Raw genomic sequence first — 26,010 nt, 5'->3', positions numbered from 1 at the left:
TTAGCGAATACCAGCACGCATGAACGACTGAATAAACTGGCGCTGGAAAATCAGGAACAGCACCAGCAACGGCAAGGTGGTCATCAAGGTAGCGGCACCAATGAGCGCCCACTGTACACCCTGCTCTGGCGCCGAGAACAATTGCAATCCGACGGTGAGCGGTCTTACGTTGACGGAATCGGTAATCACCAGCGGCCACAGGAAATCATTCCAGTGGAAACTGATCGAGACCAGGGCAAAAGCGATGTAGATCGGTTTCGCCAATGGAATGTAGATTTTGCGCAAGATATAAAACCGACTGGCTCCCTCCACAATCGCCGCCTCTTCCAGCACCAGTGGGATACTTTTGAACGTCTGACGCAGCAGGAAAATGGCAAAAGCAGAGGCGAAATACGGCAATGCTATTCCCGTTAAAGTATCGCGCAGCCCAAACGCACCGATGGTTTTGTAATTGTTCAAAATCAAAACGTCCGGACTAATCATCAACTGCAGCAGGATCAGCGCGAAAATAACCCCTGAGAATTTCATTTTGAAACGCACCAGCGCATAGGCCGCCATGGTCGCCAAAATTAACTGCACCACCACAATCATCAGCACCAGCAAGGTGGTATTGAGGAAGTAGCGGGCAAACGGCGCGGCATGCCAGGCCTTGATGAAATTATCAAAGGTCAGCGGTGAGAACAGCGAAAAACTGGCCTGATCCGATGCAGGATGGATTGCTACCCACAGGGCGACCAGAATCGGCAACAGCCACAGCAGCGCGGCCAGCCAAATGATGAGGTTCAGACACCAGCCACCCAACGCGTTCGTCTTCTTCATTGATAATGGGCTCGCTTGTCCAGCAGCGTAAATTTAATCAGCGCAATCGCCGCCAGAATCACCAGCAATACCACGGTCATCGCCGCGGCAGCAGGCATATCCCAGAAACTGAATGCGGTGCGATAGATGTAGAACAGCAGCAGACTACTGCTGTTGTTGGGGCCCCCGTTGGTCATGGCAATCACCTGATCGACAATGCGGAAGGCGTTCATCGAAGCATTGATCAACACAAATAGCGTCGTTGGCATCAACAGCGGCCATTGCACGCGACGGAAAAAGTAACCGCGTGAAGCCCCTTCAATCGCTGCCGCTTCATTGAGGCGGGGATCGATCTGATGTAAGGCAGCAAGATAGAAGATCATAAAGAAGCCCGCTTCACGCCAGACAGAAACCGCCATCAGACAATAAAGGGACGTGCCCGGCTCACCGAGCCAGTTCACGGCAGGCAGTGAGAACAGCGCCAGCAACTTATTCAACAGCCCCAACTGCGGAGTGTAGAAAAACAGCCATAGGTTGGCGATGGCAATCATTGGGAGCAATGATGGAATAAAAAACGCCGCGCGGACCAGCGAATTTGCCGCCAATCGTCGATTCACAGCCAGCGCCATCATTAACGCCAGCGCGACGGCCAGCGGAATGGTGATCAGTGCATACAACAAGTTGTTCCAGAACGACTGGATGAAGATATCGTCATCCAGCAAGGCCATGTAATTATCCAGCCCAACAAAGTGGGCCGGATGATTATTACGGGAAGCGCTGAACAGACTCTCCCAGATCGTCGCCACCGCGGGATAATGCGTAAACAGCAGCAAAAAACTCAGTGCTGGCAAAATCAGCAGGTAACCATAAAGCTGCGTCGACCAGAATGCGGGACGACGCTGCGCCGTACTGGCATTTATCGTGCTCATCGCGCTTCCATTACTGGTAGGACTTCAACAGGCGATCCGCTTGCTTCTGCGCACCTTCAAGCGCTTCTGCCGGGGTTTTTGCCTGGGTCACCGCCGCTTCGACAGCATGGTTCAACGCATCCTGAATCTGTACGCTGTTGTAGGTCGAGAGTTCTGGCTGCGCATACTTCAACTGCTCACGCGCGACCAGCGCCTGAGGGACCTCTTTCACGTAGTCTTTCATCACCGTGGTGTCCCATGCTGCTGGAGATGTCGCCACATAGCCTGTCGCGATACTCCAGCGCGCAGCTTGCTCCGGTGAAGTCACCCAGCGGATAAACTCCATCGCGGCTTTTTGCTGCTCGGGTGAGGCATTCTTAAAGACGTAAAGGTTACCGCCGCCGGTTGGGCTGCCACGCTGTGTTTTCTCTGGCAGCATCGCCACACCAAATGGGAATTTGGCGTTATCGCGCACGTTGGTCAGGTTACCGGTGGTGGTGACCATCATGGCGGTTTTACCGCTGATAAAGTCCTGTGGTGTGGTACCCCAGGCGATGGCGCCTTTCGGTGACACTTCTTCTTTTTGCCCGAGGTCGGTCAGCCATTGCAGTGTTTCAACGTTACCAGGGGTGTTGAAATGTACGGCCGTGCCTTTTCCGTTATCCAGACGACCGCCATTGGTGGCAGAGAGTCCCTGGAAGTTCCAGTAACCGTTTGGCGTGGACGGAATCTCGATGCCCCATTGGCTCACGCCGTTAGCATCTTTGATGGTCAGTTTTTTACTGAATTCCACCACCTGCTGCCAGTTGGCCGGCGGTGTGTCGCCATTCAAGCCAGCTTTCTCAAAGGCCTGTTTATTCCAGTACATCACCACGGTTGAACGCTGGAATGGCACGCCCCACACTTTGCCATCAATGTGACGCAGGAACGCTGGATAGAATCCATCGATCCATTTTTTACCTTCATCACCGGTCGCCAGATCGCTGGCGGCGACAATCGCGCCCGCATCAATCAGGGAATAAGCCTCAATGTCACCAATGACCGCCAGCTGCGGTGCATTGCCACCACGAAATGCGGTCAGCGCTTTGGTGACGGTTGTCGCATAATCACCGGTATACACCGGCTGAATGCTCACTTCCGGATGCACTTTTTCGAAATCAGCCACCAGCGCGTCAACGGTGTGGCTGACTTTGCCACCGACCGCGATCGGATAGTACATCTGCAATTTGACCGGATCAGCGGCAAAAGCGGAAACCGTAGTGCAGAGCAGTAAAGCAGAGGCCAGGCGTGAGTAACGAATCGCAGACATGATTATCCCTTGGGCGAAAAACAACGGTTAAACAGCGTATTTTTTCTGTGAAACAAACATCTGTTGCTCGGCAGACACACAGCGCTTGCCGGTCGTGGTGGAAAACAGATATTGACGGGTTGCGGACCACTGCAAGCCGACCTGGCTGTCCTCGACAAAATGCTGCATGCCGGGCACTTTTACGGTGATGGCATCGGCCAGGCCAGCCAGTTGGCACACCAGCAAGGTATCAGCACCCATGTATTCGTAGCTGATCACTCTGGCCTTTAAGGCAGCGTGTTCAGGTGAGATCAGCTGAATATCTTCCGCTCGTAAACCGAGACTCAATGCCACCTCATCGCAATGCTCAACCACCGGCGCCAGTAAGTGGCTCAGGTAATGACGGTTTTCTTTGTTGTGCAACGGCAGGATATTCATGGGTGGCGCGCCAATAAACTGCGCGGCAAAAACCGTGGCGGGGTTGTTATAGAGATCGTTCGGTGTGCCTTGTTGCTCAATGTGGCCGTCATTCAGCAGAATAATACTGTCCGCCATGCTCATCGCTTCGGTCTGGTCATGCGTGACATACAGCATGGTGAGCCCCAGCTTCTTCTGTAAGGCACGAATCTCACGGCGCATGCTTTGGCGAAGTTTGGCATCAAGGTTGGACAGAGGTTCATCCATCAAACATAGGTTGTTATTCGCGATAACCGCCCTTCCCAGCGCGACACGTTGCTGTTGGCCCCCCGAGAGCTGAGATGGCAGGCGATCAAGCAACTTATCCAGTTCCATCAGCTTACTGACGTCATCCAGTCGGCTCGCAAACGTCTGCTTGTCTTCCCCACGCGCTTTTAAGCCAAACAGCAGATTCTCGCGGACATTCAGATGTGGAAAAAGCGCATAGGATTGAAAAACCATCGAGAGTTTGCGCTGCGATGGGGGCAAATGAGTGATATCAGCGTGTTTAAAGTGGATTTCACCGCGGTCAGCAGTTTCCAGGCCGGCAATGGTGCGCAGCAGAGTAGATTTTCCACAACCGGAGGGCCCAAGCAGCGCAACAAAGCTCCCTTCTGCGGCATCAAAGGTAATGTCATTGAGGGCAATTTTTTCCCCCCAGGCTTTAGTGATGTGATGTAGCGAAAGGTGGCTCATGCATCCGCAGTCCTGAAAACAGAATGGCGGTAAGCTAGCTCAGGGAAATGAAGGATTTATGTTGCTGGGGTGACGGTTGGGTGACTGGAACAGGCTACCCTGCTGTTATAAGGGAGTGAAAAAACCTGCCGTGCAGTTTATATAAAGTCAAAAGGACGGCGATAATTGCCGTGCAACTCAAACACAACAAACCAAAATTTCCATCTGGTTTGCTTAATTTGAAATTAACGGCGATAATTGCCGTCATATGACCATTATGCAAACCAAAAGCAATGTTGAACGCTGAAAGTCGTAAAAGGCTGAAACAGATACTTCCTGCGGGATTACTCGCCACTAAACCCTGGTTGGTGACACAGGGTTTTAATCCGCACTTCATTGATAACGCGGTCAAAAGCCAAACCCTGCTGACACTGACCCCTGGGGTGTACGTCCGCGAAACATCGCAGGTTAACTGGAAAGGCGTTGTCACCTCATTGCAAAGAATGAGTCTCTTCCCCATCCATGTCGGCGGATTGAGCGCACTCGATCTGGAAGGACTCGCACATTATCAATCACGTAGCAAACATATCCACATCGAGCTATACGCAGAAACGGCATTGCCTGCATGGCTGAATAAAATTGACAGCAACATTCATTTTGCATGGCACAGCACCCGCCGGTTATGGCCAGCTTCACTGATGCAGGAAATACGCTATCTTCGTGAAGATAACTGGCGAGAGTCACTTCCGCCCTTGCTCTACTCTACACCCGAAAAAGCGATTCTTGAGGCCCTGGCCGGGGTTCCAACAGCAATGAGCTTTGAACATGCAGATCAACTGATGCAGAGCTTGCCTACTCTATCGCCCAAAAAAGTGGATGCGCTTTTGCGTGCCAGCTCCAGCATCAAGAGCAAACGATTATTTTTATGGCTGTCTCAGCAGCATAATCATGCCTGGTTCAAATACCTTAAGCCGGAAGAATATGATTTAGGTGTGGGTAAACGTGAAATAGCACGTGGCGGCAGATTGGATAAAACATGGAATATTACCGTCCCCAGGGAGTCGAATTAATGGACCGCCAAAGTGTTTATTGGTGGAATTACATAATTTATTGAATATGCAGCCATCTAAACACACTGAGGCGCTGGCGAAACTCAAAGAGGTATTGCTAATAACCACTTAGCTAAGCCATGCAGCATGGCTTAGCCACGGAATAGGATTTACTGCGACATACTCAAAATCGTCCGAATATTTTGCGCCGTGGTCGCCACAATGTCGATCGCCCCGGTACGCAGTGCGCCGAGTAGTGCCATCGCTTTGGTATTCTCGGAGGCAATGGCAATCACGCAGGGAATTTTACGTAATTCCTCGATGCTAAGACCAATCACCCGGTCATTCATCACCGTATCCACATGCTGTCCCTGGGCATTGAAGAAGTCATAACCCGCAACATCCCCGGTGACGCCCTGATTCACATGCGCATCGATGATCTCATGCGGCGTAAACCAGCCGAGTTTCACCATATAGCTGTTTTCATTCATATCACCGATACCCACCAGCGCCACATCGGCCTTACGTGCGCGATCGAGCGTCTCTTTGATGGTGCCATTCTGCATAAAGGCATCGCGTAGTGCGCGGTTCTCGACATAGGCGGGGGCGTACAGGGTTTCACTGGTACCGCCAAATTTCTTGGCGAGTCGACGGCTGATATGATCGGCGTTAATCGCATCACCGGGACGATGAGTCCCACCAATGCCGCTGATAAACAGGCAGTTACGTGTCGGCACCTGGCCGGGGTAATCGGCGACAGCGGCGACGTTGCGCCCTTGCCCGACAGCGACAATCGCATTGTCTTATAATGATTGTGCCAGATGGGCTGAGACTAACGCCGCTACCTGACGACGCTGTTCTTCATCGTCCGGCGAATCCAGTGCAATGAGCGCACGTTGTAGTTGGGGGAAACGGCTTTGCAGCTGTTGTTCAAGGCGCGTACTGAACACCGGATGGTAGCGCACATTAATTTCGACGATGCCCTCTTCACGCGCACGTTTGAGCAGTCGGCCAACTTTAATGCGGGATATCCCAAACTTACGCGCAATCTCCTCCTGGGTGATTTCGTCCTGATAATAGGCCACCGCAATTTCTGTCAGCAGCTCGGAGTCCTGAGAAAGCGTGTTCTTTTCCATCCGTTACCTGTCTTGTATCGTGACACCTGATTTAAGGAGGGAGTTATATCATTGATACGACTCGCTTCGCCAGACAGCAGCGAGGCGAGTCGCAGGTTGCATCACGCTTAACGTTTAATGGCGTCGATTTTCAGCATGCGGGCAATCACGATATCCAGCTCTTTCTGATCGAAGATCTGCTTCCAGTCTGGCTTCACAATCTTCTCGCGACCGTATTCCATGGCGATCATACAGGCATCAGAGAACGGGTTGGTGGCGCGGAAGGCCACGGCCAGTGCGATCTGAATATGGCCATACAGCATCGCTTTGGCCGCTTCTTCCGGCACGCCGCTGTGCTTGACGGTCTCATCCAGTGCTTCTTTCATAAAAGCACCCACCATGCAGGCCACGGTTTCCACCAGCGTTGGCTCCAGATAGGCCAGCTGCGTCACCGTGACCCAATGCACTTCCTCTACCGGACCGTACATCACGCTAATGACTTTGCTCAGTTCGGCTTTCTGCGCATCTGTGCCGGTTTCATACGAAGCGGCCACATGCTGTACCGCCGCGATGCCACCGAAGGCATCCGCGTGCTCTTCTTTGGTGTAGCGCTCGAGGAACACGGAAGGATGGCAAGGGTGCGCCACCGCATATTCGATGCCGTCACGATGGGCAATCAGGTTTGCGTAAGCCGCAGCCGGGTCCAGCGTCAGCAGAATCGCACCGGCCTTCATCTGTGGCACCACGCCCTCAGACACTTTGCCCAGAACGATATCCGGTACCGCCAGAATTACCACGTCACTGACCGGCACAACGGAAGCGGCATCAGACAACTCTCGGCCTTGCGCCGTGACTTGTTCCTGCGCCTTCGGTGAGTTCTCAACGTAAAACACCTGGTAATCGCTTTTCTGGAAGTTGGCAGAAATGCGCATACCCATTTTGCCGCCTGCGCCAATTACGGTGATGGTTTTCAATGCATTGCTCATTGGTATAACTCCTGATCTTGTTTACTACGTAAGAATTCAACGGTGCGGCGCGTCCATTCGGCTTCGCGCTCGCAGGTCAGCACGGCATCGTCCTGCCACGGCAACCAGTGTTCAACGATTTGATTAATCTCTCTTTCTGCCGGACGCACGCTGGCGATCATCCGGTCATAGTCCAGCAGGCCTTCGCCCATCAGGCAGCCAGCATAGGTAAAGCCGACCCAGCCATCACGACGCGTAAAGGCAAAATCTTTAATGTGCAGGTTGCCGACGCGCGCCGCCGTATTGGCGATCACCTGTTCAGGCAATTCCAGTCCTGCTACGCAGTTAGCGGGATCGAGACACACGCATAACCACGGCGAAAGAAACTAATTGATCACCGACATCATCGCGCCGCTGTTGACCTGCTCATACGTCTCCAGGCACAGACGCACCTGCTGACGGGCGAAATCAGGCAACACCGCACCAATCAACTCTGCCGCTTCATCCAGTGACGGACGGTGATCAGCGGTGTAGAACATGGAGCGCACCACATGCGCATCAAGAATGTTCGCCATATGCAGATATCGACGCAGATGCGCAGTGCCTAAGCCACGTGTGCCTAACTCCAGGGTGATGCCCAGCTTGTCGGCCAATTGGCGAAGGTCCTGCAACTGCGCATCAGACCAGCTTTCAATCGCCGGATAATCACAAATCTGGAATACCGAGACATCCATCTCGGCGGTCTGCTGCAGCATCTGCTCCAGCGATAGCGGGTTGGGCACTTTGCTGGACATGCGCCAGAAAAAGGCATAAGTACTGAGTCCGATACGGCTCATTAACGGATCTCCTTCGCCAGCACGCTGGCCTCTTCAATGATTTGCGCCAGTGCATTCGGGTCGTGGGCAAAACGGCCCAGGAACAGACCATGAACGTCAGTCCCCAGACGCTGAATCAGCCCCGGCCCGGCGCTGCCGCCATAAATGATTTTTAAGGTGATACCCTCCGGCGTTTTCAACTGTTGCAGGCCCGAACACACTGCGCGGATATAGCTATCCGGTGCAGGTTGTGGTGCACCAATCGCCCACTGCGGCTCATAGGCAAAGAACACTTCGCCGCGTAAACCTTGTTGCACCGCATCGGCCAATGCTTCCTCCAGCTGCAGCTCGCATAGCGCGATGGCCTGCTCCGGCTCAGCCTGCTGTTCTTCGCCGATGCACAATACCGGCGTTAACCCGTGTCGCAGCGACATAGCCACTTTGGCAGCAATCTGCGCTTTATCTTCATGAAAGTGGCGACGACGTTCAGCGTGACCGATTTCGGCCAGTGAGCAACCGAGCTCCTGCAACATGCTGGCGCTGACCTCACCGGTCCAGGCGCCGTTCTCAGCCTGGCAAACATCCTGGCCGCCATAGCGCACCGGTGTTTTTGCGAAAATGTCAGCCACAACGGGAATAGCCGGATAAGCGGGCAGTACAAACAACCCGACATCACCGTTTTTCACCGCCGGCAACTGAGCTAATCCGGCGACTTTGCGGCACCAGTCCAGTGTCTGCTGGTAACCGAAATACATTTTCAGGCTGACGCCGAGCCAGATTTTGGGCTGAGACATCATTACGCTCCTTGCTGAGAGGCTTTATGTTCTTTTAGCAGATCGCCAACGGTATTGACGATCATCGCCAGTGAAATGGCTCCCGCATCTGGCGTACCGACACTTTTTTCGGCTAGCGGACGCGCACGACCCATTTTCGGCACCAGCTGAGCGGTGTCTTGTGCGGCCTTATCGGCTACCTGCGCCGCCGCCAACCAGGCATCGGTCAGTGAAGCACCCTCTGCGACTGCAGCGTTAAGGCTGTCGCTAAACGGCGCCAACACATCGACCATGGTTTTATCGCCCACCTTCGCTTTGCCAAAGTGCATAATGCCCTCTTTGGCTTCGCGTACGCCGGTTGCAACGCGTTGCGCATTGGGTGACTGCTGATCGCCAATGGCCGTCCCCAGCGCAGTTAATGCCACACCCCACAGTGCACCCGATGTGCCGCCAGCTTTATCGGCCCAGGCATCCGCAGCACGGCACAACAGGCTGCCGGCACCTGCACCACGCGCAGCCACTTCACGCGCCTTCTCCACCGCGCCCAGCACGCCACGTTCCATACCGATACCGTGGTCACCGTCACCGGCCACTGCATCGATATCACCTAATTTTTTCGCGTTACGCTGTAACAAATCTGCCACTAATTCCAGGATATGTAACACGCGCTGTGCGCTCTGCTGGGACTCAGCTGAAGCCTGCGGCAATGCTTCTTCCGTGCTCTCTTCACGCTCTTCCGCACTTAGCGGTTCCGCGATCAGCACGCTTCCTTTGCGATAGGCTGGTGCATTTGCCGGCGCACACCACAGTGTCTCCAGCTCATCGTCCAACCACATCAGCGTCAGCGATGCGCCCGCCATGTTGAAGCTGGTAACAAACTCACCGACATCGGGCTGAACCACTTTAAGTCCTGCAGCGTCCAGCAGTTGTGCCACGCGGCGATACACCACGAATAACTCTTCATACTTCACTGAACCCAAACCGTTGAGGATCACCGCCACGCGATGACCTTCAATCTGTTTGACGTCGGCAGGTACTTCGCCTAGCAGACGTTCAACAAACAACTCGGCCAACTCATCGGCACTGGGCACATCAGTCTCACTGATACCCGGCTCACCGTGGATGCCCAGACCGAGCGCCATGCGCCCTTTCTCGACTTCAAATAAAGGATGCGTGGCACCCGGCAAGGTACATCCGCCAAATGCCACACCGAAAGTCCGCGTACGATCGTTAGCGTGTTGTGATTTCTTCAGCACGGTCGCTAAATCGTCGCCCGCTTCTGCCGCTGCACACGCTGCTTTAAACACACACAAATCGCCGGCCACACCACGACGCTTCACCCGTTCGTCTTTACTGGCGCTGGAAATATCGTCCGTTACCGCCAGAATTTCACAGGCAATACCTTCGGCACGCAGACGTTCGCAAGCCTGGCCGAAGTGCAGTACATCGCCCGCATAGTTTCCGAACATCAGCAACACGCCCGCGCCGTTATGTGCCGCTCTTGCCACGTTGTAGATCTGCTGAGCAGACGGCGAAGCAAACAGGTTCCCCATGGCTGCGCCGTGTGCCAGACCTTGTCCAACCAACCCGGCGAAGGCCGGATAATGACCGGAACCGCCGCCCACAATCACCGCAACCGTATTGGGTTGGCTGCGCGTGCTGCGCACCACACCACCGGTGACCTGACGAACTTTATCGGCGTTGGCGGCGACAAAGCCTTCAATGAGTTCAGCAGCAAAGGCTGAAGGTTGGTTAAACAGGTACGTCATTTTAGTGCTCCTGTGCGATAGAGGTCGGCTGAGACTGCGGGCGCTGGCGATTCAATAACAGCATAAGGACGGCTGACAGCAGCATGAAGCCACCGACCACGAACATCGGTAACACATAGCTGTTGGTGGCGTCGTGCAGTGCGCCAGTGATGTAGCCCGCGGAGAAGCCCGCCACGTTTCCTAAGGTGTTGATAAGTGCGATAGCCGCTGCGGCTGACGCGCCGGTCAGGAACTGCGTTGGCAGTGTCCAGAAGTTAGGCAAGGCAGCAAAGATGGAACTGGCAGTAATCGCGATCACCATGATGGTGGTGAACGGTGAATCCATATACAGCGCCAATGGCACGCTGATACCACCGGCCAGCGCTGGAATCGCGATGTGCCAGGTTTTGCAACCACGACGGGTGGCATCTTTTGACCAGAAGTACATCACCACGGCAGCAATCAGGTATGGCACGCCGGTGATCAATCCCTTCTGCATCACGTTAAAGGTAGTGCCGAACTGCTGCTGGAAGCCGCCGATAATGGTTGGCAGGAAGAAGGCCAGCGCATACAGGCCATAGATAAAGCCGAAGTAGATCAGGCACAGCGTCCACACACGGCCGTTGCCCATGACGGAGCGCAGGCTATGTTTCTTATGGCCCTGCTTCTGTTGATGCTCCGCTTCCAGCTCGTTGGTCAGCCAGGTCTTCTCATCTGCGGTTAACCATTTCGCCTGACGCGGTGAATCCACCAGCCAGAACAGCGCCACAATACCGATCAGAATCGCTGGGATGGAAACACCCAGGAACATTACGCGCCAGCCATCCAGACCGAACAGACCGTGTTGCTCAATCAAACCTGCCGCCAGGGGCGCACCGAATACGACGGTCAGCGGCTGTGCCAGATAGAACAAGGACAGGATTTTGCTGCGATGACGTCCCGGTACCCACATGCTCAGATAAAGAATCGCACCCGGGAAGAAGCCCGCTTCAGCAATACCCAGCAGCAGGCGCAGCGTATACAGGCCTTCGACACTGCTCACCCAGGTGAACAGCAGCGAGACGATACCCCAGCTGATCATGATGCGTGCCAGCCAGCGACGTGCGCCGAACTTATGCAACGCCAGGTTGCTCGGCACTTCCAGCAAGATATAACCGATAAAGAAGATGCCGGATGCCAGACCAAACTGCACACCTGTCAGACCGAGGTCCTGCGTCATGCCATTTGGGCCAGCAAAAGAAATTGCGGTGCGGTCAAGGAAGTTAATAAAGAACATCAGTGCCACGAAAGGCACCAGACGCCAGGAGATTTTGCTGATAGCGGATTTCTCAACCGCCGTCATGTTTTGCTGACTCATAACGCACCTCCGTGACGTGCGTGGTTAAAACTGTTGTTTGGTGTTGACCAGACGCGAAATGAGCGCTGGCTGCAGGTGTACTGAGAGGTACGGTGTAAATGACACATGTTCGAGTCCTCAAGGGGTCTTCTTGTACATTGGTATCGTTATGCGAACAAATGAACACTACACGTATAAATGTACATCTCTCAACTGCAATGATTGAAAATGTGAGCCTGCTCATGAGATTTGATTTTGGCCCTGAATCGGAAAAATACGCAGAAATGCAGCGCAATCCGCGCGGTATCAGCACCCTTCGCGCTTTGCATCACTAAATCAGCACGTAAGACACATGAACAACCATTGAACATATGATTGGATTTGTGGCAGGCTATCGATGAACATCTTCTCGCCTGCATAACAAACGTTCAGGCGTCAGAACTAAACCCTGCTGGAGAATGACGATGAAAACTATCGCAATTGGCGCCGATGATGCGGCTATCGAATTGAAAAACATCATTAAAAAACTGCTTGAAGAGAAAGACTTTCAAGTGACGGACTACACCAATGACGCACAAAATGACCGTCCGATGTACCCGGATGTGGCATTTGCGCTGGCAACCGCTATCCAGAAGAATGAATTTGAGCGCGGCATCCTGCTGTGCGGCACCGGTATCGGCGTGGCAATCGTGGCCAACAAAGTGGAAGGCGTGCGTGCGGCACAGTGCCATGACACCTTCTCTGCTGAACGTGCCCGTAAAAGCAACAATGCTCAGATCATGACCATGGGCGCACGCGTTATCGGTCCAGAACTGGCGAAGAACATCGTCAATGCCTGGCTGGCCTCAGAGTTTGAAGGTGGTGGCTCCACCGCCAAAGTCGAGAAAATCGGTTACTACGAACAAGTTTCACATTCTAAATAATCACCGACTTCTTACCTCTGGAGAACCTTATGTCAACACGCCGGGAAAGAGCCAACGCCATCCGTGCTTTAAGCATGGATGGCGTACAACAAGCCAAGTCAGGTCATCCGGGTGCCCCTATGGGCATGGCGGACATCGCCGAAGTTTTGTGGCTCGATTTTTTACAGCACAATCCAAACAATCCTAAGTGGGCTAACCGCGACCGCTTCGTCCTGTCGAATGGCCACGGTTCGATGCTGATTTACAGCCTGCTGCACCTGAGCGGTTATGATCTGCCACTCAGCGAACTGAAGAATTTCCGTCAACTGCATTCAAAAACGCCGGGTCATCCGGAATACGGTTATACGCCAGGCGTTGAAACCACCACCGGCCCGCTGGGTCAGGGGATCGCCAATGCCGTCGGCTTCGCGATTGCCGAACGTACGCTGGCGGCGCAGTTTAACCGTCCTGGCCACGACATCGTTGATCACCATACCTATGTGTTTATGGGCGACGGCTGCATGATGGAGGGCATTTCGCACGAAGTCTGCTCCATCGCCGGGACGCTGAAGCTGGGGAAACTGGTGGCCTTCTATGATGACAACGGCATCTCTATTGATGGTCACGTTGATGGCTGGTTCACCGACGATACCGCCGCCCGTTTCGAAGCGTACGGCTGGCACGTGGTGCGTGACGTAGACGGTCATGACGGCGACGCGATTAAGAAAGCGGTTGAAGCAGCCAAAGCGGTCTCGGACAAGCCTTCTCTGCTGATGTGCAAAACCGTGATCGGTTTTGGCTCACCGAACAAAGCCGGTACCCACGATGTGCATGGCGCACCACTGGGCGACGACGAAATTGCACAGATTCGTCAACAGCTGGGCTGGCACCACGCGCCGTTCGAAGTCCCTTCAGAACTTTATGCGCAGTGGGATGCGAAAGAGGCCGGCCAGGCGAAAGAGTCCGCGTGGGAGGCAAAAGTCGCGGCTTATGCCGAGGCTTACCCGGAACTGGCGGCGGAGTTTAACCGTCGTATCAAAGATGCGTTGCCGGATAACTGGGAAACTGAGTCGCAACAGTTTATCGAGCAGCTGCAGGCCAATCCGGCGAAAATTGCCAGCCGTAAAGCGTCGCAAAATGCGATTGAAGCCTTCGGCAAGATTCTGCCGGAATACCTTGGGGGTTCTGCTGACCTGGCACCCAGCAACCTGACGATGTGGTCGGGTGCTAAGCCGATCAATGAAGATCCCGCGGGGAATTACATTCATTACGGCGTGCGTGAATTCGGTATGACCGCGATCGCCAACGGTATCGCGCTGCACGGTGGTTTCCTGCCTTACACCGCCACCTTCCTGATGTTTGTCGAGTACGCACGCAATGCGGCACGTATGGCGGCGTTGATGAAAGTGCGTCAGATCATGGTCTACACCCATGACTCCATCGGCTTAGGCGAAGATGGCCCCACCCACCAGCCGGTTGAGCAGATGGCCAGTTTGCGCGTGACGCCGAACATGAGCTTATGGCGTCCGTGTGATCAGGTTGAGTCTGCGGTGGCATGGAAATACGCGATTGAGCGCGTCAACGGCCCTACTGCCTTAATCTTCTCGCGTCAGAATCTGGCGCAGCAAGATCGTACCGCTGAGCAGTTGGCTAACGTGGTGCGCGGCGGTTATGTGTTGAAAGACAGTGAAGGGGTTCCAGAGCTGATCCTCATCGCCACCGGTTCAGAAGTGGAGCTGGCGGTTGCTGCGTATGAGCAATTGACGGGCGAGGGCCGTAAGGTGCGCGTAGTTTCGATGCCTTCAACCGACGCCTTCGACAAGCAGGACGCGGCTTACCGTGAATCTGTGCTGCCTAAAGCGGTGGCCGCGCGTGTGGCGATCGAAGCCGGTATCGCCGATTACTGGTTCAAGTACACCGGTCTGCACGGCGCGATTGTCGGCATGACCACTTTCGGCGAATCCGCGCCAGCGGAGCTGCTGTTCAAAGAGTTTGGTTTCACCGTGGAAAACGTGGTTCAAACGGCGAAATCGATTCTGTAAATGGTCAACGCCAGAAATGGCGTGCGCCTGGCTACATAAGATGTGAGATGCCTCCAGGGGCGGCAAGAATGCCGCCCTTTTTCAGCCATTTCAACACAGCACTGATTTCCCGCTCGACGTGACATCATCAATGGCCTCCTCTGGTTGCAGGATGCGCACCTGACTCAACACGAAAATCACTCCGCTTATCTTTGCATCCGAATCAGCGTATTCTGTCCTCCGCTTGCCCTTTTCTCACGGAACTGGAGGAAACATGTCCACCTTACGTTTGCTGATCTCTGATTCACACGATCCCTGGTTTAACCTCGCGGTGGAAGAGTGCATATTCCGTCAGATGCCTACCACGCAGCGCGTATTGTTCTTATGGCAGAACGCTGAAACGGTGGTGATTGGCCGCGCGCAAAACCCGTGGAAAGAGTGCAACACGCGTCGGATGGCGGAAGATGGCATCAAACTGGCGCGACGCAGCAGCGGCGGCGGTGCGGTGTTTCATGATTTGGGCAACGCCTGTTTCACCTTTATGGCCGGTAAACCGGAGTATGACAAAACCGTCTCGACGGCGATTATTTTGCAGGCGCTTGAGAAGCTGGGTATGCGCGCCGAAGCCTCCGGTCGCAATGACATCGTGGTCAATGTGAATGGCGATATGCGTAAGATTTCCGGTTCCGCCTATCGTGAAACGCCGGATCGCGGTTTTCACCACGGCACTTTCCTGATGAGCGCCGATCTGTCGCGCCTTGCCGATTACCTCAACCCGGACATCAAAAAGCTTCAGGCCAAAGGGATCACCTCGGTGCGTTCCCGCGTGGCGAACATCGCGGATTTTATTCCTGATATCCGGTTTGCAGACATCCGTCGTGAGGTGATTGCGGCTTACTTCGCGCATTACCATGAAACCTGCGAGCCCGAGATTATTTCACCGGAAGCCCTGCCTGACCTTCCCGGCTTTAAGGCGCAGTTCGCCCGCCAGAGCAGCTGGGAGTGGAATTTTGGTCAGGCGCCTGATTTCTCACATCTGCTGCAGGAACGTTTTGTCTGGGGTGGCGTTGAGATTCACTTTGACGTTGAGCGTGGCACCATTACCCGCAGTCAAATTTTCACCGATAGCCTCAATCCCGCACCGCTTGAAACGCTGGCGATGCAGTTGCACGGTGTGGCGTATCGACCGGAGTCACTGCAGGCTGAAATGCAGAAACTGATTGCGGCGTTTCCGGAACAGCAGAAGGAACTCACCGAACTAACAAACTGGCTGGTGAACAGCATCAGATAAGGTGGCGCTGCACCAGCGCCTCAATGAGTCCCTGCAGTTCCTTTACGCCATCCAGCTGCCGGATATCGCCACACACTACAGCGTTTGAGAGGGCGTCTGCCGCGCCCAGTAAACCCCACAGGCTGGATTGCGGCAGCTTCGCCTCAGCAAACCACAGACGTAACTTCGCCATGAAATCGAGTTGGTATTTGCGCTTCACTTCAGCCAGTTCTGGCGAGCTATTGAGTGCTGACAGCACATCGGGAATTTCGCGCCCTTGTGTCAGTACACAGTTCACGTAACAAGCGGCTACCGTGCTGGCGCGTTCTGCCAGATCGTCTCCCGCTTTTGCCATCGCCGCGTCAATGACAGCGTTTTGCCGCACATCGAAGTCCTCATAAAGCGCAGCGAGCAAACCGTGGCGAGTGCCAAAATGCTCATACACCACAGGCTTGCTGACACCCGCTTCAATGGCCACTCGCCCAAGAGTAAGGGCATCGCTGCCCTGCTCTCGCACCAGATTCCACGCTGTGTTCATCAGCTGCTCGCGGCGGGCGTCAAAGGTCATACGCTGGCGCGTTGGTGAGTTCATGCAGATTCCTTTACAGTAAAAAGTCGCTGCCCCAGTTGCCGGGCAAGCGCGTAATGCGCATCAGGATAACCCTCATCGGAAGGCAACAACAGTTCGCTGGTGACTACCGGCGCGCCGCAATAACCAAATATTCCCTCATCGATCTGATTGCGCATACTGCTGAAATAGCCACGACGCAGGTAAGTGCGCGTATTGGCCGCACCCAGTGCCAGCAGATGCACCTGCAGATGCCCCAACTTTTTGATGACCTTTTCGCCGGTGTCGTCGTACGCCCAGCCCTGGGTAAACACGCGGTCAATCCACCCTTTTAACTGTGCCGGGAAAGACCACCAGTAAATCGGATACACCAATACCAACGCATCGGCACGATTGAGACGCTGCTGTTCGGCCAATACATCCTGAGGCGAAACGGTTCCCGATTTGAACTGTTCGACATCCGCCTGATTGAAGCGTGGATCAAAGTGCTCAGCCGCTAAATCGGCGATTTCAACACTGTGTTGGCCGCTCGCTGAAATGCCTTTAACCAGCTGTTCAACCACAGCATGGGTGTGTGAGTGATGGTCTGGATGAGCTGTAACGATAAGCGTGTGCATGGGGTTAACCTCCGACAATGATTGACCTACTATTGGTAACTTACCAGTGGTAGGTTGTCAATTATTCGTTTGCTGTTGGACTTGAGCGTGTGATGCCTTTGGTTGGGATGACGGGTGATGACAGCGTTTTGAGATTGGCTGGTGGTGGAGTGATTGGAGGCAGAGGCGATAATAAAGTCGGAGGTTGATTGGCTAGGTTGCAGAGTGGCGAAGGTGTTGGCTGTCATTGTCTGGGTGCGCAGGTGATGACGCTTGCTGGAGTCGCTTAGGTTCTGGCTTTCTCGTTTGATTCAATGCGTGTTGTTGAAGGATTAATCTGCTGGATTCAATCAAGGCATCCTCACAAATTGACCTAAGTCTACTCGGAAGCTTCAGTGGGTTTTATCAAAACGGGCACCATATGAATGGCGGTAGCGCCTCTGATGCTGCAAGGGCTATCCGCAGCGCTGAGGCTTTTACGTTGGGCCAGGAGATCCGCGCAGGGATGCGTGGATCAGTTCGGGGCCGACCAGGGATGGTCGATCCCCGAACGTTCCGTAGGCACGACGTGGAAGCCGAGGGCACCGCGTCAGCGGCGCGAGGACTGCCCGGCAGCAGCAGAGGTGCTACGGCCCGCACCACCGCACAAAAAAGCCCAAATGGTCCTCGCAGTAACAGGCTTTCTCATGAACAATGGCAGCCTGTACTCACAAAAACGTGACACCGTCACCCACCAGGAAAGCAATCACTGTCGCGTCACGCTCGCCTCGGACTGCAGGTAATGCGCCCTGCTCGCTGATAGCATCCCCCTGCAACAGCCGCTCCTCGCCAACAGTTACAATGCCATCCAGCAAGGTCAGCCATGTTGAGTAACCAGCAAGGTGTGGCACCTCAACCTGCGCGCCCCGCTCCACTTTCAGATCATAAATGAACACCTCCTGACCCAACGGCAGCGGCGCGTCGCTAGTTTCAGGTCCCGCCAGCAATGTCCAGGCGTTAAGCGGCACCCCATCAGCGCGAGTAAAATCCAGGGTGCGTGGTGCACCGCCGCTTTTGGCCGGACGGATATAAGCCTGCAACATCTCGGTTTCAACAAAAGGCGCAGACTCTTCATAACGCACGCCACTTCCTGCACTCACCACCATAGCGCGCTTGGCATTCAGCGCGGTTTTGTCGCCATTTTCAGCAAGGTGCTGCGCCGAACCACGCCAGACGTAGCTGAAAATCTCTTCGTCCTGACGGGTGTGCATCGGTATACGCGCATCCATTTTCAACGACATCTGATCAATAATCGTCAGCGGGCCAAAAGCCTCGCCAGGCCGTTGCCGGCGGATGGTAAAGGGACCGTATTCAAACAGTTGGTCACGCTGGGCACGCATTACGTTCATAATTTGCTCCTCAAAATGTGGCTATGCTCATCATGATAGCGACAAGAAAATCCCTGAACAGGTGTGCAATTTGCTCACTTAAGTCAAAATTTTTGAATATTGATAACTAACAGCAATAATTAGAAAAAGAAACAATCTAAAGAACGCGACTATTTAGCATTCAGGATTAGTCAGGCTGCTTGTTTTTGCGTAAAATACGCTTTTCCGTGATGAGTAAATAACATGAATCGCAGCGAACAGATTCTTGATGCAGCTGAACAGTGCATGCGCCTAAAAGGGTTTCATCAAACTTCTATTCAGAATATTGCCAGCCAGGCAAATGTTAGCATTGGTTTAATTTATAAATATTATAAAAACAAAGATGCCATTATCGAAGCGCTGGTGACCAATGTGGTGCAACGCATGATCGCATTATTAAACGCTGATTTTGAACGAATTGCCCATGCGGGAGGCGTCACGCATTCGGTGCAGGACATTGTGCCGCCCGAAGTTGAGCACAGTATTGTCTTGTTGATGGAAGTCTCATCTGAAGCCACACGTAACGAGCGTATTCGTCAGATAATGAATGATGCGTGGTTGGTATTAAAAAACAACTTTATTGCTCAGGAGCAGACGCTCAATCCGGCGCTGAAAGCCGACGTCATCAACACCCGACTGCATATCATCTCTCTGGTGATCGATGGGATGATCATTCGCCGTTGCATGAAACAACGTGACGTGCCCGACGGATTTATGCCCTTTTTTGATGCCATCACGCGTGACATCAATCAGCATGATATGGCCTGAAATCAGCCAAACAAATGATGTGTGAGAATGCCATTGATCCTGCCCTGTTCGTGATGATCCAGGTTCTTATCACCAAATGCGCGGCAGGCAACACCGTCTACCAGCATTAACAAAAATTGGATACGCTCATTACGCTGCTGTGGACTCACTTGAGCATACTGGCGGCTAAACGCTTTTTCCAAATCAGCAATCAATAGCTGTTCTTCTTGTGCCAAAACTTCCCGCACAGATTGATTACGCGACGCTTCCGAATACATCTCCAGTAATAAGCAGCGGTCCTGATAGGGCCAGTCCTGCCAAAATGGCGATTCCGCATCAATAATATCGCGGGTGCTGCTTTGCTTCGGCAGATTATCTTGTAAAAAAACACGCCAACTCGTGGCGATACTTTTAATCGTTTCACTGACGATGAATTCTTTGCTCTCGAAATAACGATATATCTGCCCTGCACCCAAACCTGATTCCCGGCTTATATCAGCCATGCTCGCCCCGTGAAAACCGGAGCGACTAAAACATATTTTTGCAGCGGCAATAATTATTTGCTGTCGCTGTCGCACGAAGGCGTCATTCTCTGATTTGCTCAACATAACTCCTAAAAGTGGCCGGCGCGTTATTATTGTTTTTTCCTATCATACGCGAAGGGATTTATAGCCGATATGCTGGCTATAAATCCGGTTACATTTTTCCCCAGGTCGCTAACGCATCGACCCGGGGCGATCATCACAGTTTCAGTTCAGATTCTTTCAACGCAGTACCACCACCCATCACTTTGTAGAAAGTATTGAGGTTCTGGTAGTAAGCCTGCTCAACGCTCACCAGGCTAGTGCGTGCTGTATACAGCGTGCGCTGTGCAGTTAACGCATTCAGATAGGTATCCACACCATTTTGATAGCGCAGATCTGCCAGGTGGTAATAGGTTTGCGAAGCAGCAACATTATTACGCTGACTGGTCAGCTGATCGTTGATGGTGCCGCGTCGTGCCAACGCATCGGCCACTTCTGAGAACGCCGTTTGGACCGCCTTCTCATACACCGCCACGTAATACTCTTTCTGCGCTTTGGTGTAGTTGAGGTAGGAAACGTTGTAGCCGCCTTTGAAAATCGGCAGCGAGATACTTGGGGCAAACGACCAGATTCCCGCACCGTTCTTGAACAGCGAAGACAAATCTGAACTGCCCACCCCACCGCTGGCGGTGAGGGAGATGCTTGGGAAGAAGTTAGCGCGTGCCGCCCCGATATTGGCATTAGCGGCTTTTAAGTTGTGCTCTGCCTGCAACACGTCCGGGCGATTGTTCAGTGCATCCGATGACACGCCAGCAGGTACGGCTTTCAATGCATCGCCAATGGACTCAATGCTTTCAGGCAACAAATTATCTGGCACGCTTTTGCCTACCACCAGATCCAGCGCGTTTTTATCCTGCGCCACGCTTGTGGTGTAACTGGCCACATCCGCCTGAGCAGATTGATAAGTGGTCTCTGCTGACGCGACATCCACCATCGAATCCACACCGTTCTGCAGACGCTTGCGCGTCACTTCCAGTGACTGACGCGCACTCTCTGCCGTCTCTTTAGCGATCGCCAGATTGCTGCGATCGGCGGCCAGCTGCAGCCAGTAATCCACGGTGTTATACAGCACCGTCAGGCGCGTACTGCGGGCGCCCTCCAGCGTGCCGAGATAAGTTTCATACTGCTGGCGCGACAGACTCTGGTTCTTGCCAAACAGATCCAATTCAAACGAGCTGACGCTGCCCTCGGCTGAATAGGTATTGCTGAGCGCAGTTTGATTTCCCTCCCCGGTTAGCGCGCGTGAACGTGTGCCGCTCACGCCAGCGCTCAGGCTGGGGAACAAATCGGCACGCTGCTCACCATACTGAGCATGAGCCGATTTCACACTGGCGACCGCTTCACGCAGATCGCGGCTGCTGTCCAGCGCCATCGTCACCACCTGGCGCAGCTTCGCATCCAGCACATAATCCTGCCAGCTGATATCACGATAGTTAGCCGGTGTGCCTTGTAACGTCCGATAGGCATCGCCGGTGGGCGCGGTGGTATTCACCGCATCCTTTGGCCGATCGTAATGCGGATCGAGAGATACGCAACCCGCAAGGAAACACGGCAAAAACACCATTAAAAGTTTTGCAGACATATTACTCCTCCGCCTTCACAGCAGATTCGGTTGACTGTGCATCGTCATGCGGAATCGCCGGGAAAACGCGACGGACCAGAACAAAGAACAGCGGTACAAAGAAGATGGCCAGCAAGGTCGCGGTCAGGGTGCCGCCGATAATGCCGGTGCCGATAGCGATACGGCTGTTCGCCCCCGCACCGGTTGAAATCGCCAATGGCAGTACCCCAGCGGTAAACGCCAGCGAAGTCATGATGATCGGACGCAAACGCATGGTGGCGGCATGCACCGCGGCTTTCACCAGGTTCTCACCCTTGCGATAGTTCTCCTCAGCGAATTCCACGATCAAAATCGCGTTCTTGGCCGAGAGACCAATGATGGTCAATAACGCTACCTGGAAATAGACGTCGTTTTCCAGACCGCGTAGCGTAATGGCCAGCAAGGAACCGATGACGCCCAACGGCACCACCATCATCACCGAGAACGGCACTGACCAACTTTCATACAGCGCGGCCAGACACAGGAACACCACAATCAGGGAGATGCCATACAACGACATTGCCTGGTTGCCGGAGAGTTTTTCCTGATAAGAGAGGCCGCTCCATGCATAGGTGGTACCGGTTGGCAGTTTGGCCGCCAGTTTTTCCATAGCGGTGATGGCATCGCCGGAACTCTTGCCCGATGCTGAAGATCCTTCAATCTCATAGGAAGCCAGGCCGTTATAACGTGACAGCACATCTGGACCGTAAGCCCATTTTGAGGAGGCGAACGACGAGAACGGCACCATGGTGGTGTTGCTGCTGCTATCCGTTCCACGCACGTACCATTGATCGATATCTTCAGGCTTACTGCGGAATTGCTGATCGCCCTGCATGTAAACCTTCTTCACGCGACCGCGGTCGGTGAAGTCGTTGACGTAACTGCCGCCAATCGCTGCACTCAAGGTGGTATTGATGTCAATGATGGTCAGGCCCAGTGACTGCGCTTTGGCATCATCAATACTCACATCCAGCTGAGGCAAATCGGGTAACGAGTTGGCACGCACCGCGCTCAACACCGGATCCTGATTGGCTTCAGCGATCAGCTGGTTACGCATCTTCAGCAGTTGGTCACGATCGGTTGAGCCGCGTGCTTGCAGTTCAAAAGTAAAGCCGTTGGACTGGCCCAATCCCGAGACTGAAGGCGGTGACAACACGAAAATCTGTGCATCACGAATACTGGATAGCGCAGCCATGGCGCGTCCTGCTATCGCATCGGCGCTGTTCTCTGAGCCTTTACGCTCACTCCAGTTTTTCAGCGAGATAAAACCAATACCGGCGTTCTGTCCGCTGCCCGCAAAGCTGAAGCCGTTCACCAGCATGCTGACGTTAACGTTATCTTTCTCTTTGGTCGCGAAGTACTGCTGAACCTGCTGACGGACTTCACTGGTGCGGTTTTCCGTGGCACCCGGTGCCAGCTGATACTGCACCATGATATAGCCCTGATCTTCGGTCGGCAGGAAGCCGGTCGGCAGGCGCAGATACAGCACCGCACATCCGATCAACAATACGCCGTACAGCAGCAGATAACGCACTGAACTGTGCACCACATGGCCGACGCCGTTTTGATAGCGCCCCTGTACTTTTTCATAGCTACGGTTAAACCAGCCAAAGAAGCCTTTGGTGCCGCTTTCATGGTTATGTGGTTTCAGCAAGGTGGCACAGAGTGCCGGCGTCAGCGTCAGCGCGACAATCACCGACAGCACCATCGACGACACAATGGTGATCGAAAACTGGCGATAGATCACACCGGTTGAACCACTGAAGAAGGTCATCGGCAGGAACACCGCCGACAGCACTAAGGCAATACCGATCAGCGCCCCTGTGATCTCTTTCATCGATTTTTCGGTGGCCTGACGCGGTGATAATCCCTCTTCGCGCATCACGCGCTCAACGTTTTCCACGACGACAATCGCATCATCGACCAGCAAGCCGATGGCGAGCACCATACCGAACATGGTTAAGGTGTTAATCGAATAACCAAACAGCGACAGCACGCCAAAGGTGCCCAGTAACACGACCGGCACGGCAATCGCCGGGATCAGTGTGGTACGAATGTTCTGCAGGAACACGAACATCACGATGACCACCAGAATCACCGCTTCGATCAGCGTTTTCACCACTTCTTCAATCGAGATTTTTACAAAGTCGGTACTGTCGAGCGGATAAGCGATCTCATAACCCGCAGGCATACTGCTGCGGAACTCATTGATGGTGGATTTCACCTGTTCGGCGGTGGAAAGCGCATTGGCACCCGACGCCAGCTGAACCGCGATACCCGAAGCGGGATGGCCGTTCGCCAGCACGTTGGCACTGTAATCCTCATCACCCATCTCGACGCGCGCCACATCACTCAGGCGCACCACGGAACCGTCAGACTGGCTTTTCAGCACAATATTACGGAACTGTTCTGGCGTTTGCAGACGTGAACGCGAACGCACCGTTGCCACCAGTTGCTGCTCTTTACTGGCAGGCTGCGCACCCAACTGGCCGGAAGAGACCTGGGTGTTTTGGCTCTCCAGTGCGGTGGTGACATCCGACGGCATCAGCGAATAGGAGGCGAGCTTGCTCGGATCTAACCAGATACGCATCGCGTATTCGGCACCAAATACCTGCACGCTCCCGACGCCGCTCACACGCGCCAGCGTATCTTCCATATTACTGACCATATAGTCAGCCACATCGGAAGAACTGCTTTTATTGGTTTTATCGTACACCGCAAGGATCAGCAGGAAGTCGCTCTGCGCTTTTTCCACGGTGACACCCTGTGTGGTCACGGCGGTAGGCAGACGGCTTTCTGCCTGCTGAACCTTGTTTTGTACCTGAACCTGAGCGATATCGGGGTCAGTGCCTTGCTGGAAGGTCACATTGATTTTTACCTGACCGGTCGATGCGGTGCTGGTGGAGTTGAAATAGAGTAAACCATCCAACCCGGTCAACTGCTGCTCAATCACCTGGGTGACACTGCTCTCCAGCGTTTCCGCCGAGGCTCCGGTGTAGGTGGCCTGAATGCTGATCTGTGGCGGCGCCACATCGGGATATTGCGCCACGGGCAGGCTGTTAATACTGAGTAAACCGAACATCATGATGCAGATGGCGATAACCCAGGCAAACACCGGCCGACGAATAAAGAACTGAGCCAACATATCAGTTGCCCTCGCTGGTCGCGGCTATATCGTTTGGCGTCACTTCTACGGCTTTAACGCTCATGCCCGCCTGCACTTTACCGGTACCTTCAACAATCAGTTTGTCGCCGCTGTTGAGACCAGAGGTAATCAGCCACTTATTGCCGATCACGCGATCGGCCACCACTTCACGGCTCTCGACTTTATTCTCTTTATCCACCACCAGCGCGGTGGCATTGCCTTTGGCGTCACGTGTGATGCCCTGTTGCGGTGCGAGGATCGCGTCGGTTTTAACGCCGTTAGTCACATTGGCGCGCACATACATGCCCGGCAACAACTCATGTTGCGGGTTAGGGAAAATCGCGCGCAGCGTCACGGTGCCCGTCGCTTCATCTACCGACACTTCCGTCAGTTCCAGCTTGCCCGGATGGTCATAAGCACTGCCATCTTCGAGTTTCACCGTCACCGGCACGGCATCCGTGCTCTGCTGCAAGGAAGCCTGCTGACGTTTCAGCTTCAGCAGTTGAACGCTGGATTGGGTGAGATCGACATAAATAGGATCGAGCGCGCGAATGGTCGCCAGCGCGGTGGTCTGGCTGGCAGTCACCAGCGCACCTGGCGTCACGGAGGAAATGCCAATGCGTCCACTGATTGGGGCTTTGATCTGCGTGTAATTAAGATTGATGCGAGCGCTTTCAACCGCAGCACGATACTGATCCACGGATGCGACATTTTGTTGGTAAGTGGCTAACGCGTCATCTGCATCCTGACGCGACACGCCGTTCTCTTTCACCAGTGCTGCATAGCGCTCCGCTTTGAGTTTGCTGCTTTTCACCAATGCCTGAGCATTCTTTAATTGTGCCAAAGCCTGATCGTAACTGGCCTGATAGCTGGCCGGATCGATTTGATACAGCACCTGACCGGCTTTCACTTCATCCCCTTCGGTAAACAGGCGCTTCAAAATAATCCCTTCAACCTGGGGGCGCACTTCTGAGGTCATACTGCCCGTCACGCGGCCCGCGAGCTGGCTGTCCAGCGCCACTGACTCGCTTTGCAAGGTTTTAACACCCACTTCGGTGGTCGGAGTGGCGGCTTGTTGACTGCTGTTTTGATCGCAGGCGGCGACTAACATCACCAGCCCGGCGATCACACTGCGCTGAAAATTCTTCATGAATTACCCTGTAGTGAACGTTCATTCTCAGAATGAAGTCTATCAAATTAGCTTTCCTTACACTGTCAGGAAAATGAAAAGAGAGAGGGCGTAGT

The 26,010-nt window shown here is 53.9% G+C and carries 20 protein-coding genes and 2 pseudogenes; 5 read left to right on the top strand and 17 right to left on the bottom strand.

Annotated features, from left to right (window positions below; genetic code table 11):
- From FD737_RS05415 to FD737_RS05400, 4 genes are read right to left on the bottom strand one after another with little or no spacing between them, the layout of a single operon-like run.
- On the bottom strand, positions 1 to 819 hold the full coding sequence (locus FD737_RS05415; RefSeq protein WP_058960559.1) for a carbohydrate ABC transporter permease: 819 nt from the start codon (positions 817 to 819) through the stop codon (positions 1 to 3).
- The gene (locus tag FD737_RS05410; protein ID WP_097117151.1) at positions 816 to 1,727 is read right to left on the bottom strand and encodes a carbohydrate ABC transporter permease; all 912 of its coding nucleotides are present in this window, start codon (positions 1,725 to 1,727) and stop codon (positions 816 to 818) included. Before FD737_RS05410 ends, FD737_RS05415 begins: the two co-directional genes overlap by 4 nt.
- A 10-nt stretch (positions 1,728 to 1,737) precedes the next feature.
- Positions 1,738 to 3,015: an ABC transporter substrate-binding protein gene (locus FD737_RS05405; RefSeq protein WP_034823562.1), complete on the bottom strand. Its 1,278-nt coding sequence runs from the start codon at positions 3,013 to 3,015 to the stop codon at positions 1,738 to 1,740.
- Positions 3,016 to 3,042: 27 nt separating this feature from the next.
- Positions 3,043 to 4,146, bottom strand: a complete 1,104-nt coding sequence (locus FD737_RS05400; RefSeq protein WP_160832915.1) for an ABC transporter ATP-binding protein — start codon at positions 4,144 to 4,146, stop codon at positions 3,043 to 3,045.
- A gap of 272 nt (positions 4,147 to 4,418) precedes the next feature.
- On the opposite strand from FD737_RS05400, the gene FD737_RS05395 reads away from it, so the two are divergent.
- The gene (locus FD737_RS05395; protein WP_160832914.1) at positions 4,419 to 5,195 is read left to right on the top strand and encodes a type IV toxin-antitoxin system AbiEi family antitoxin domain-containing protein; all 777 of its coding nucleotides are present in this window, start codon (positions 4,419 to 4,421) and stop codon (positions 5,193 to 5,195) included.
- Positions 5,196 to 5,344: 149 nt separating this feature from the next.
- Here FD737_RS05395 and FD737_RS05390 read toward each other — a convergent pair.
- The 6 genes and pseudogenes from FD737_RS05390 to FD737_RS05365 form a co-directional block, all read right to left on the bottom strand.
- Positions 5,345 to 6,310: pseudogene (locus tag FD737_RS05390) on the bottom strand (sugar-binding transcriptional regulator).
- A gap of 107 nt (positions 6,311 to 6,417) precedes the next feature.
- Complete coding sequence (locus FD737_RS05385) at positions 6,418 to 7,275, bottom strand: phosphogluconate dehydrogenase C-terminal domain-containing protein (protein ID WP_160832913.1); 858 nt, start codon at positions 7,273 to 7,275, stop codon at positions 6,418 to 6,420.
- A pseudogene (locus tag FD737_RS05380) lies at positions 7,272 to 8,090 on the bottom strand (sugar phosphate isomerase/epimerase family protein). Before FD737_RS05380 ends, FD737_RS05385 begins: the two are co-directional and overlap by 4 nt.
- Complete coding sequence (locus FD737_RS05375; protein ID WP_160832912.1) at positions 8,090 to 8,863, bottom strand: triose-phosphate isomerase family protein; 774 nt, start codon at positions 8,861 to 8,863, stop codon at positions 8,090 to 8,092. The pseudogene FD737_RS05380 and the gene FD737_RS05375 overlap by 1 nt, the downstream one beginning before the upstream one ends.
- 2 nt (positions 8,864 to 8,865) lie before the next feature.
- On the bottom strand, positions 8,866 to 10,611 hold the full coding sequence (locus FD737_RS05370; protein WP_160832911.1) for a dihydroxyacetone kinase family protein: 1,746 nt from the start codon (positions 10,609 to 10,611) through the stop codon (positions 8,866 to 8,868).
- Position 10,612: 1 nt separating this feature from the next.
- Positions 10,613 to 11,947, bottom strand: coding sequence for an MFS transporter (locus FD737_RS05365; protein ID WP_034823583.1), 1,335 nt, complete (start codon positions 11,945 to 11,947; stop codon positions 10,613 to 10,615).
- Positions 11,948 to 12,390: 443 nt separating this feature from the next.
- Between FD737_RS05365 and FD737_RS05360 the strand changes: the two genes are divergently transcribed.
- The 3 genes from FD737_RS05360 (at position 12,391) to FD737_RS05350 (ending at position 16,140) form a co-directional block, all read left to right on the top strand.
- Positions 12,391 to 12,849, top strand: coding sequence for an RpiB/LacA/LacB family sugar-phosphate isomerase (locus FD737_RS05360; protein ID WP_160832910.1), 459 nt, complete (start codon positions 12,391 to 12,393; stop codon positions 12,847 to 12,849).
- A gap of 29 nt (positions 12,850 to 12,878) precedes the next feature.
- On the top strand, positions 12,879 to 14,870 hold the full coding sequence (gene tkt / locus FD737_RS05355; protein ID WP_160832909.1) for a transketolase: 1,992 nt from the start codon (positions 12,879 to 12,881) through the stop codon (positions 14,868 to 14,870).
- Positions 14,871 to 15,123: 253 nt separating this feature from the next.
- Entirely contained in the window at positions 15,124 to 16,140 is a 1,017-nt protein-coding gene (locus FD737_RS05350; RefSeq protein WP_160832908.1) for a lipoate--protein ligase A, read from the top strand.
- Here the strand turns inward: FD737_RS05350 and FD737_RS05345 are convergent.
- From FD737_RS05345 to FD737_RS05335, 3 genes are all read right to left on the bottom strand, one after another.
- The gene (locus FD737_RS05345) at positions 16,133 to 16,711 is read right to left on the bottom strand and encodes a TetR/AcrR family transcriptional regulator (RefSeq protein WP_097117160.1); all 579 of its coding nucleotides are present in this window, start codon (positions 16,709 to 16,711) and stop codon (positions 16,133 to 16,135) included. The genes FD737_RS05350 and FD737_RS05345 overlap by 8 nt on opposite strands.
- A complete protein-coding gene (locus tag FD737_RS05340) occupies positions 16,708 to 17,304 on the bottom strand; it encodes an NAD(P)H-dependent oxidoreductase (protein WP_160832907.1) in 597 nt (198 codons plus the stop codon). Before FD737_RS05340 ends, FD737_RS05345 begins: the two co-directional genes overlap by 4 nt.
- Before the next feature lie 686 nt (positions 17,305 to 17,990).
- Complete coding sequence (locus FD737_RS05335) at positions 17,991 to 18,671, bottom strand: pirin family protein (protein ID WP_160832906.1); 681 nt, start codon at positions 18,669 to 18,671, stop codon at positions 17,991 to 17,993.
- Between the two features lie 222 nt (positions 18,672 to 18,893).
- Between FD737_RS05335 and FD737_RS05330 the strand changes: the two genes are divergently transcribed.
- Positions 18,894 to 19,457, top strand: a complete 564-nt coding sequence (locus FD737_RS05330) for a TetR/AcrR family transcriptional regulator (RefSeq protein WP_058959940.1) — start codon at positions 18,894 to 18,896, stop codon at positions 19,455 to 19,457.
- A gap of 2 nt (positions 19,458 to 19,459) precedes the next feature.
- On the opposite strand, the gene FD737_RS05325 is transcribed toward FD737_RS05330, so the two are convergent.
- From FD737_RS05325 to FD737_RS05310, 4 genes are all read right to left on the bottom strand, one after another.
- Positions 19,460 to 20,044, bottom strand: coding sequence for a TetR/AcrR family transcriptional regulator (locus FD737_RS05325; protein ID WP_237448745.1), 585 nt, complete (start codon positions 20,042 to 20,044; stop codon positions 19,460 to 19,462).
- 133 nt (positions 20,045 to 20,177) lie between these two features.
- On the bottom strand, positions 20,178 to 21,602 hold the full coding sequence (locus FD737_RS05320; RefSeq protein ID WP_034823599.1) for an efflux transporter outer membrane subunit: 1,425 nt from the start codon (positions 21,600 to 21,602) through the stop codon (positions 20,178 to 20,180).
- A 1-nt stretch (position 21,603) separates the two neighbouring features.
- The gene (locus FD737_RS05315; RefSeq protein ID WP_160832904.1) at positions 21,604 to 24,765 is read right to left on the bottom strand and encodes an efflux RND transporter permease subunit; all 3,162 of its coding nucleotides are present in this window, start codon (positions 24,763 to 24,765) and stop codon (positions 21,604 to 21,606) included.
- A gap of 1 nt (position 24,766) precedes the next feature.
- On the bottom strand, positions 24,767 to 25,915 hold the full coding sequence (locus FD737_RS05310) for an efflux RND transporter periplasmic adaptor subunit (protein ID WP_097117165.1): 1,149 nt from the start codon (positions 25,913 to 25,915) through the stop codon (positions 24,767 to 24,769).
- Between the last annotated feature and the right edge of the window lie 95 nt (positions 25,916 to 26,010).

Source organism: Pantoea sp. Seng, from assembly GCF_009829935.1.
Classification (GTDB): Bacteria; Pseudomonadota; Gammaproteobacteria; order Enterobacterales; family Enterobacteriaceae; genus Pantoea; species Pantoea communis.
The sequence above is the reverse complement of the archived record's forward strand: the minus strand, read 5'-3'. Positions and strand labels throughout refer to the sequence as shown.

Excerpts from the sequence above, each read along its gene's own strand:
- FD737_RS05415 (WP_058960559.1), bottom strand. The coding sequence starts at position 819 with ATGAAGAAGACGAACGCGTTGGGTGGCTGGTGTCTGAACCTCATCATT.
- FD737_RS05410 (WP_097117151.1), bottom strand. The coding sequence starts at position 1,727 with ATGAGCACGATAAATGCCAGTACGGCGCAGCGTCGTCCCGCATTCTGG.
- FD737_RS05405 (WP_034823562.1), bottom strand. The coding sequence starts at position 3,015 with ATGTCTGCGATTCGTTACTCACGCCTGGCCTCTGCTTTACTGCTCTGC.
- FD737_RS05400 (WP_160832915.1), bottom strand. The coding sequence starts at position 4,146 with ATGAGCCACCTTTCGCTACATCACATCACTAAAGCCTGGGGGGAAAAA.
- FD737_RS05395 (WP_160832914.1), top strand. The coding sequence starts at position 4,419 with ATGTTGAACGCTGAAAGTCGTAAAAGGCTGAAACAGATACTTCCTGCG.
- FD737_RS05385 (WP_160832913.1), bottom strand. The coding sequence starts at position 7,275 with ATGAGCAATGCATTGAAAACCATCACCGTAATTGGCGCAGGCGGCAAA.
- FD737_RS05375 (WP_160832912.1), bottom strand. The coding sequence starts at position 8,863 with ATGTCTCAGCCCAAAATCTGGCTCGGCGTCAGCCTGAAAATGTATTTC.
- FD737_RS05370 (WP_160832911.1), bottom strand. The coding sequence starts at position 10,611 with ATGACGTACCTGTTTAACCAACCTTCAGCCTTTGCTGCTGAACTCATT.
- FD737_RS05365 (WP_034823583.1), bottom strand. The coding sequence starts at position 11,947 with ATGAGTCAGCAAAACATGACGGCGGTTGAGAAATCCGCTATCAGCAAA.
- FD737_RS05360 (WP_160832910.1), top strand. The coding sequence starts at position 12,391 with ATGAAAACTATCGCAATTGGCGCCGATGATGCGGCTATCGAATTGAAA.
- tkt (WP_160832909.1), top strand. The coding sequence starts at position 12,879 with ATGTCAACACGCCGGGAAAGAGCCAACGCCATCCGTGCTTTAAGCATG.
- FD737_RS05350 (WP_160832908.1), top strand. The coding sequence starts at position 15,124 with ATGTCCACCTTACGTTTGCTGATCTCTGATTCACACGATCCCTGGTTT.
- FD737_RS05345 (WP_097117160.1), bottom strand. The coding sequence starts at position 16,711 with ATGAACTCACCAACGCGCCAGCGTATGACCTTTGACGCCCGCCGCGAG.
- FD737_RS05340 (WP_160832907.1), bottom strand. The coding sequence starts at position 17,304 with ATGCACACGCTTATCGTTACAGCTCATCCAGACCATCACTCACACACC.
- FD737_RS05335 (WP_160832906.1), bottom strand. The coding sequence starts at position 18,671 with ATGAACGTAATGCGTGCCCAGCGTGACCAACTGTTTGAATACGGTCCC.
- FD737_RS05330 (WP_058959940.1), top strand. The coding sequence starts at position 18,894 with ATGAATCGCAGCGAACAGATTCTTGATGCAGCTGAACAGTGCATGCGC.
- FD737_RS05325 (WP_237448745.1), bottom strand. The coding sequence starts at position 20,044 with ATGTTGAGCAAATCAGAGAATGACGCCTTCGTGCGACAGCGACAGCAA.
- FD737_RS05320 (WP_034823599.1), bottom strand. The coding sequence starts at position 21,602 with ATGTCTGCAAAACTTTTAATGGTGTTTTTGCCGTGTTTCCTTGCGGGT.
- FD737_RS05315 (WP_160832904.1), bottom strand. The coding sequence starts at position 24,765 with ATGTTGGCTCAGTTCTTTATTCGTCGGCCGGTGTTTGCCTGGGTTATC.
- FD737_RS05310 (WP_097117165.1), bottom strand. The coding sequence starts at position 25,915 with ATGAAGAATTTTCAGCGCAGTGTGATCGCCGGGCTGGTGATGTTAGTC.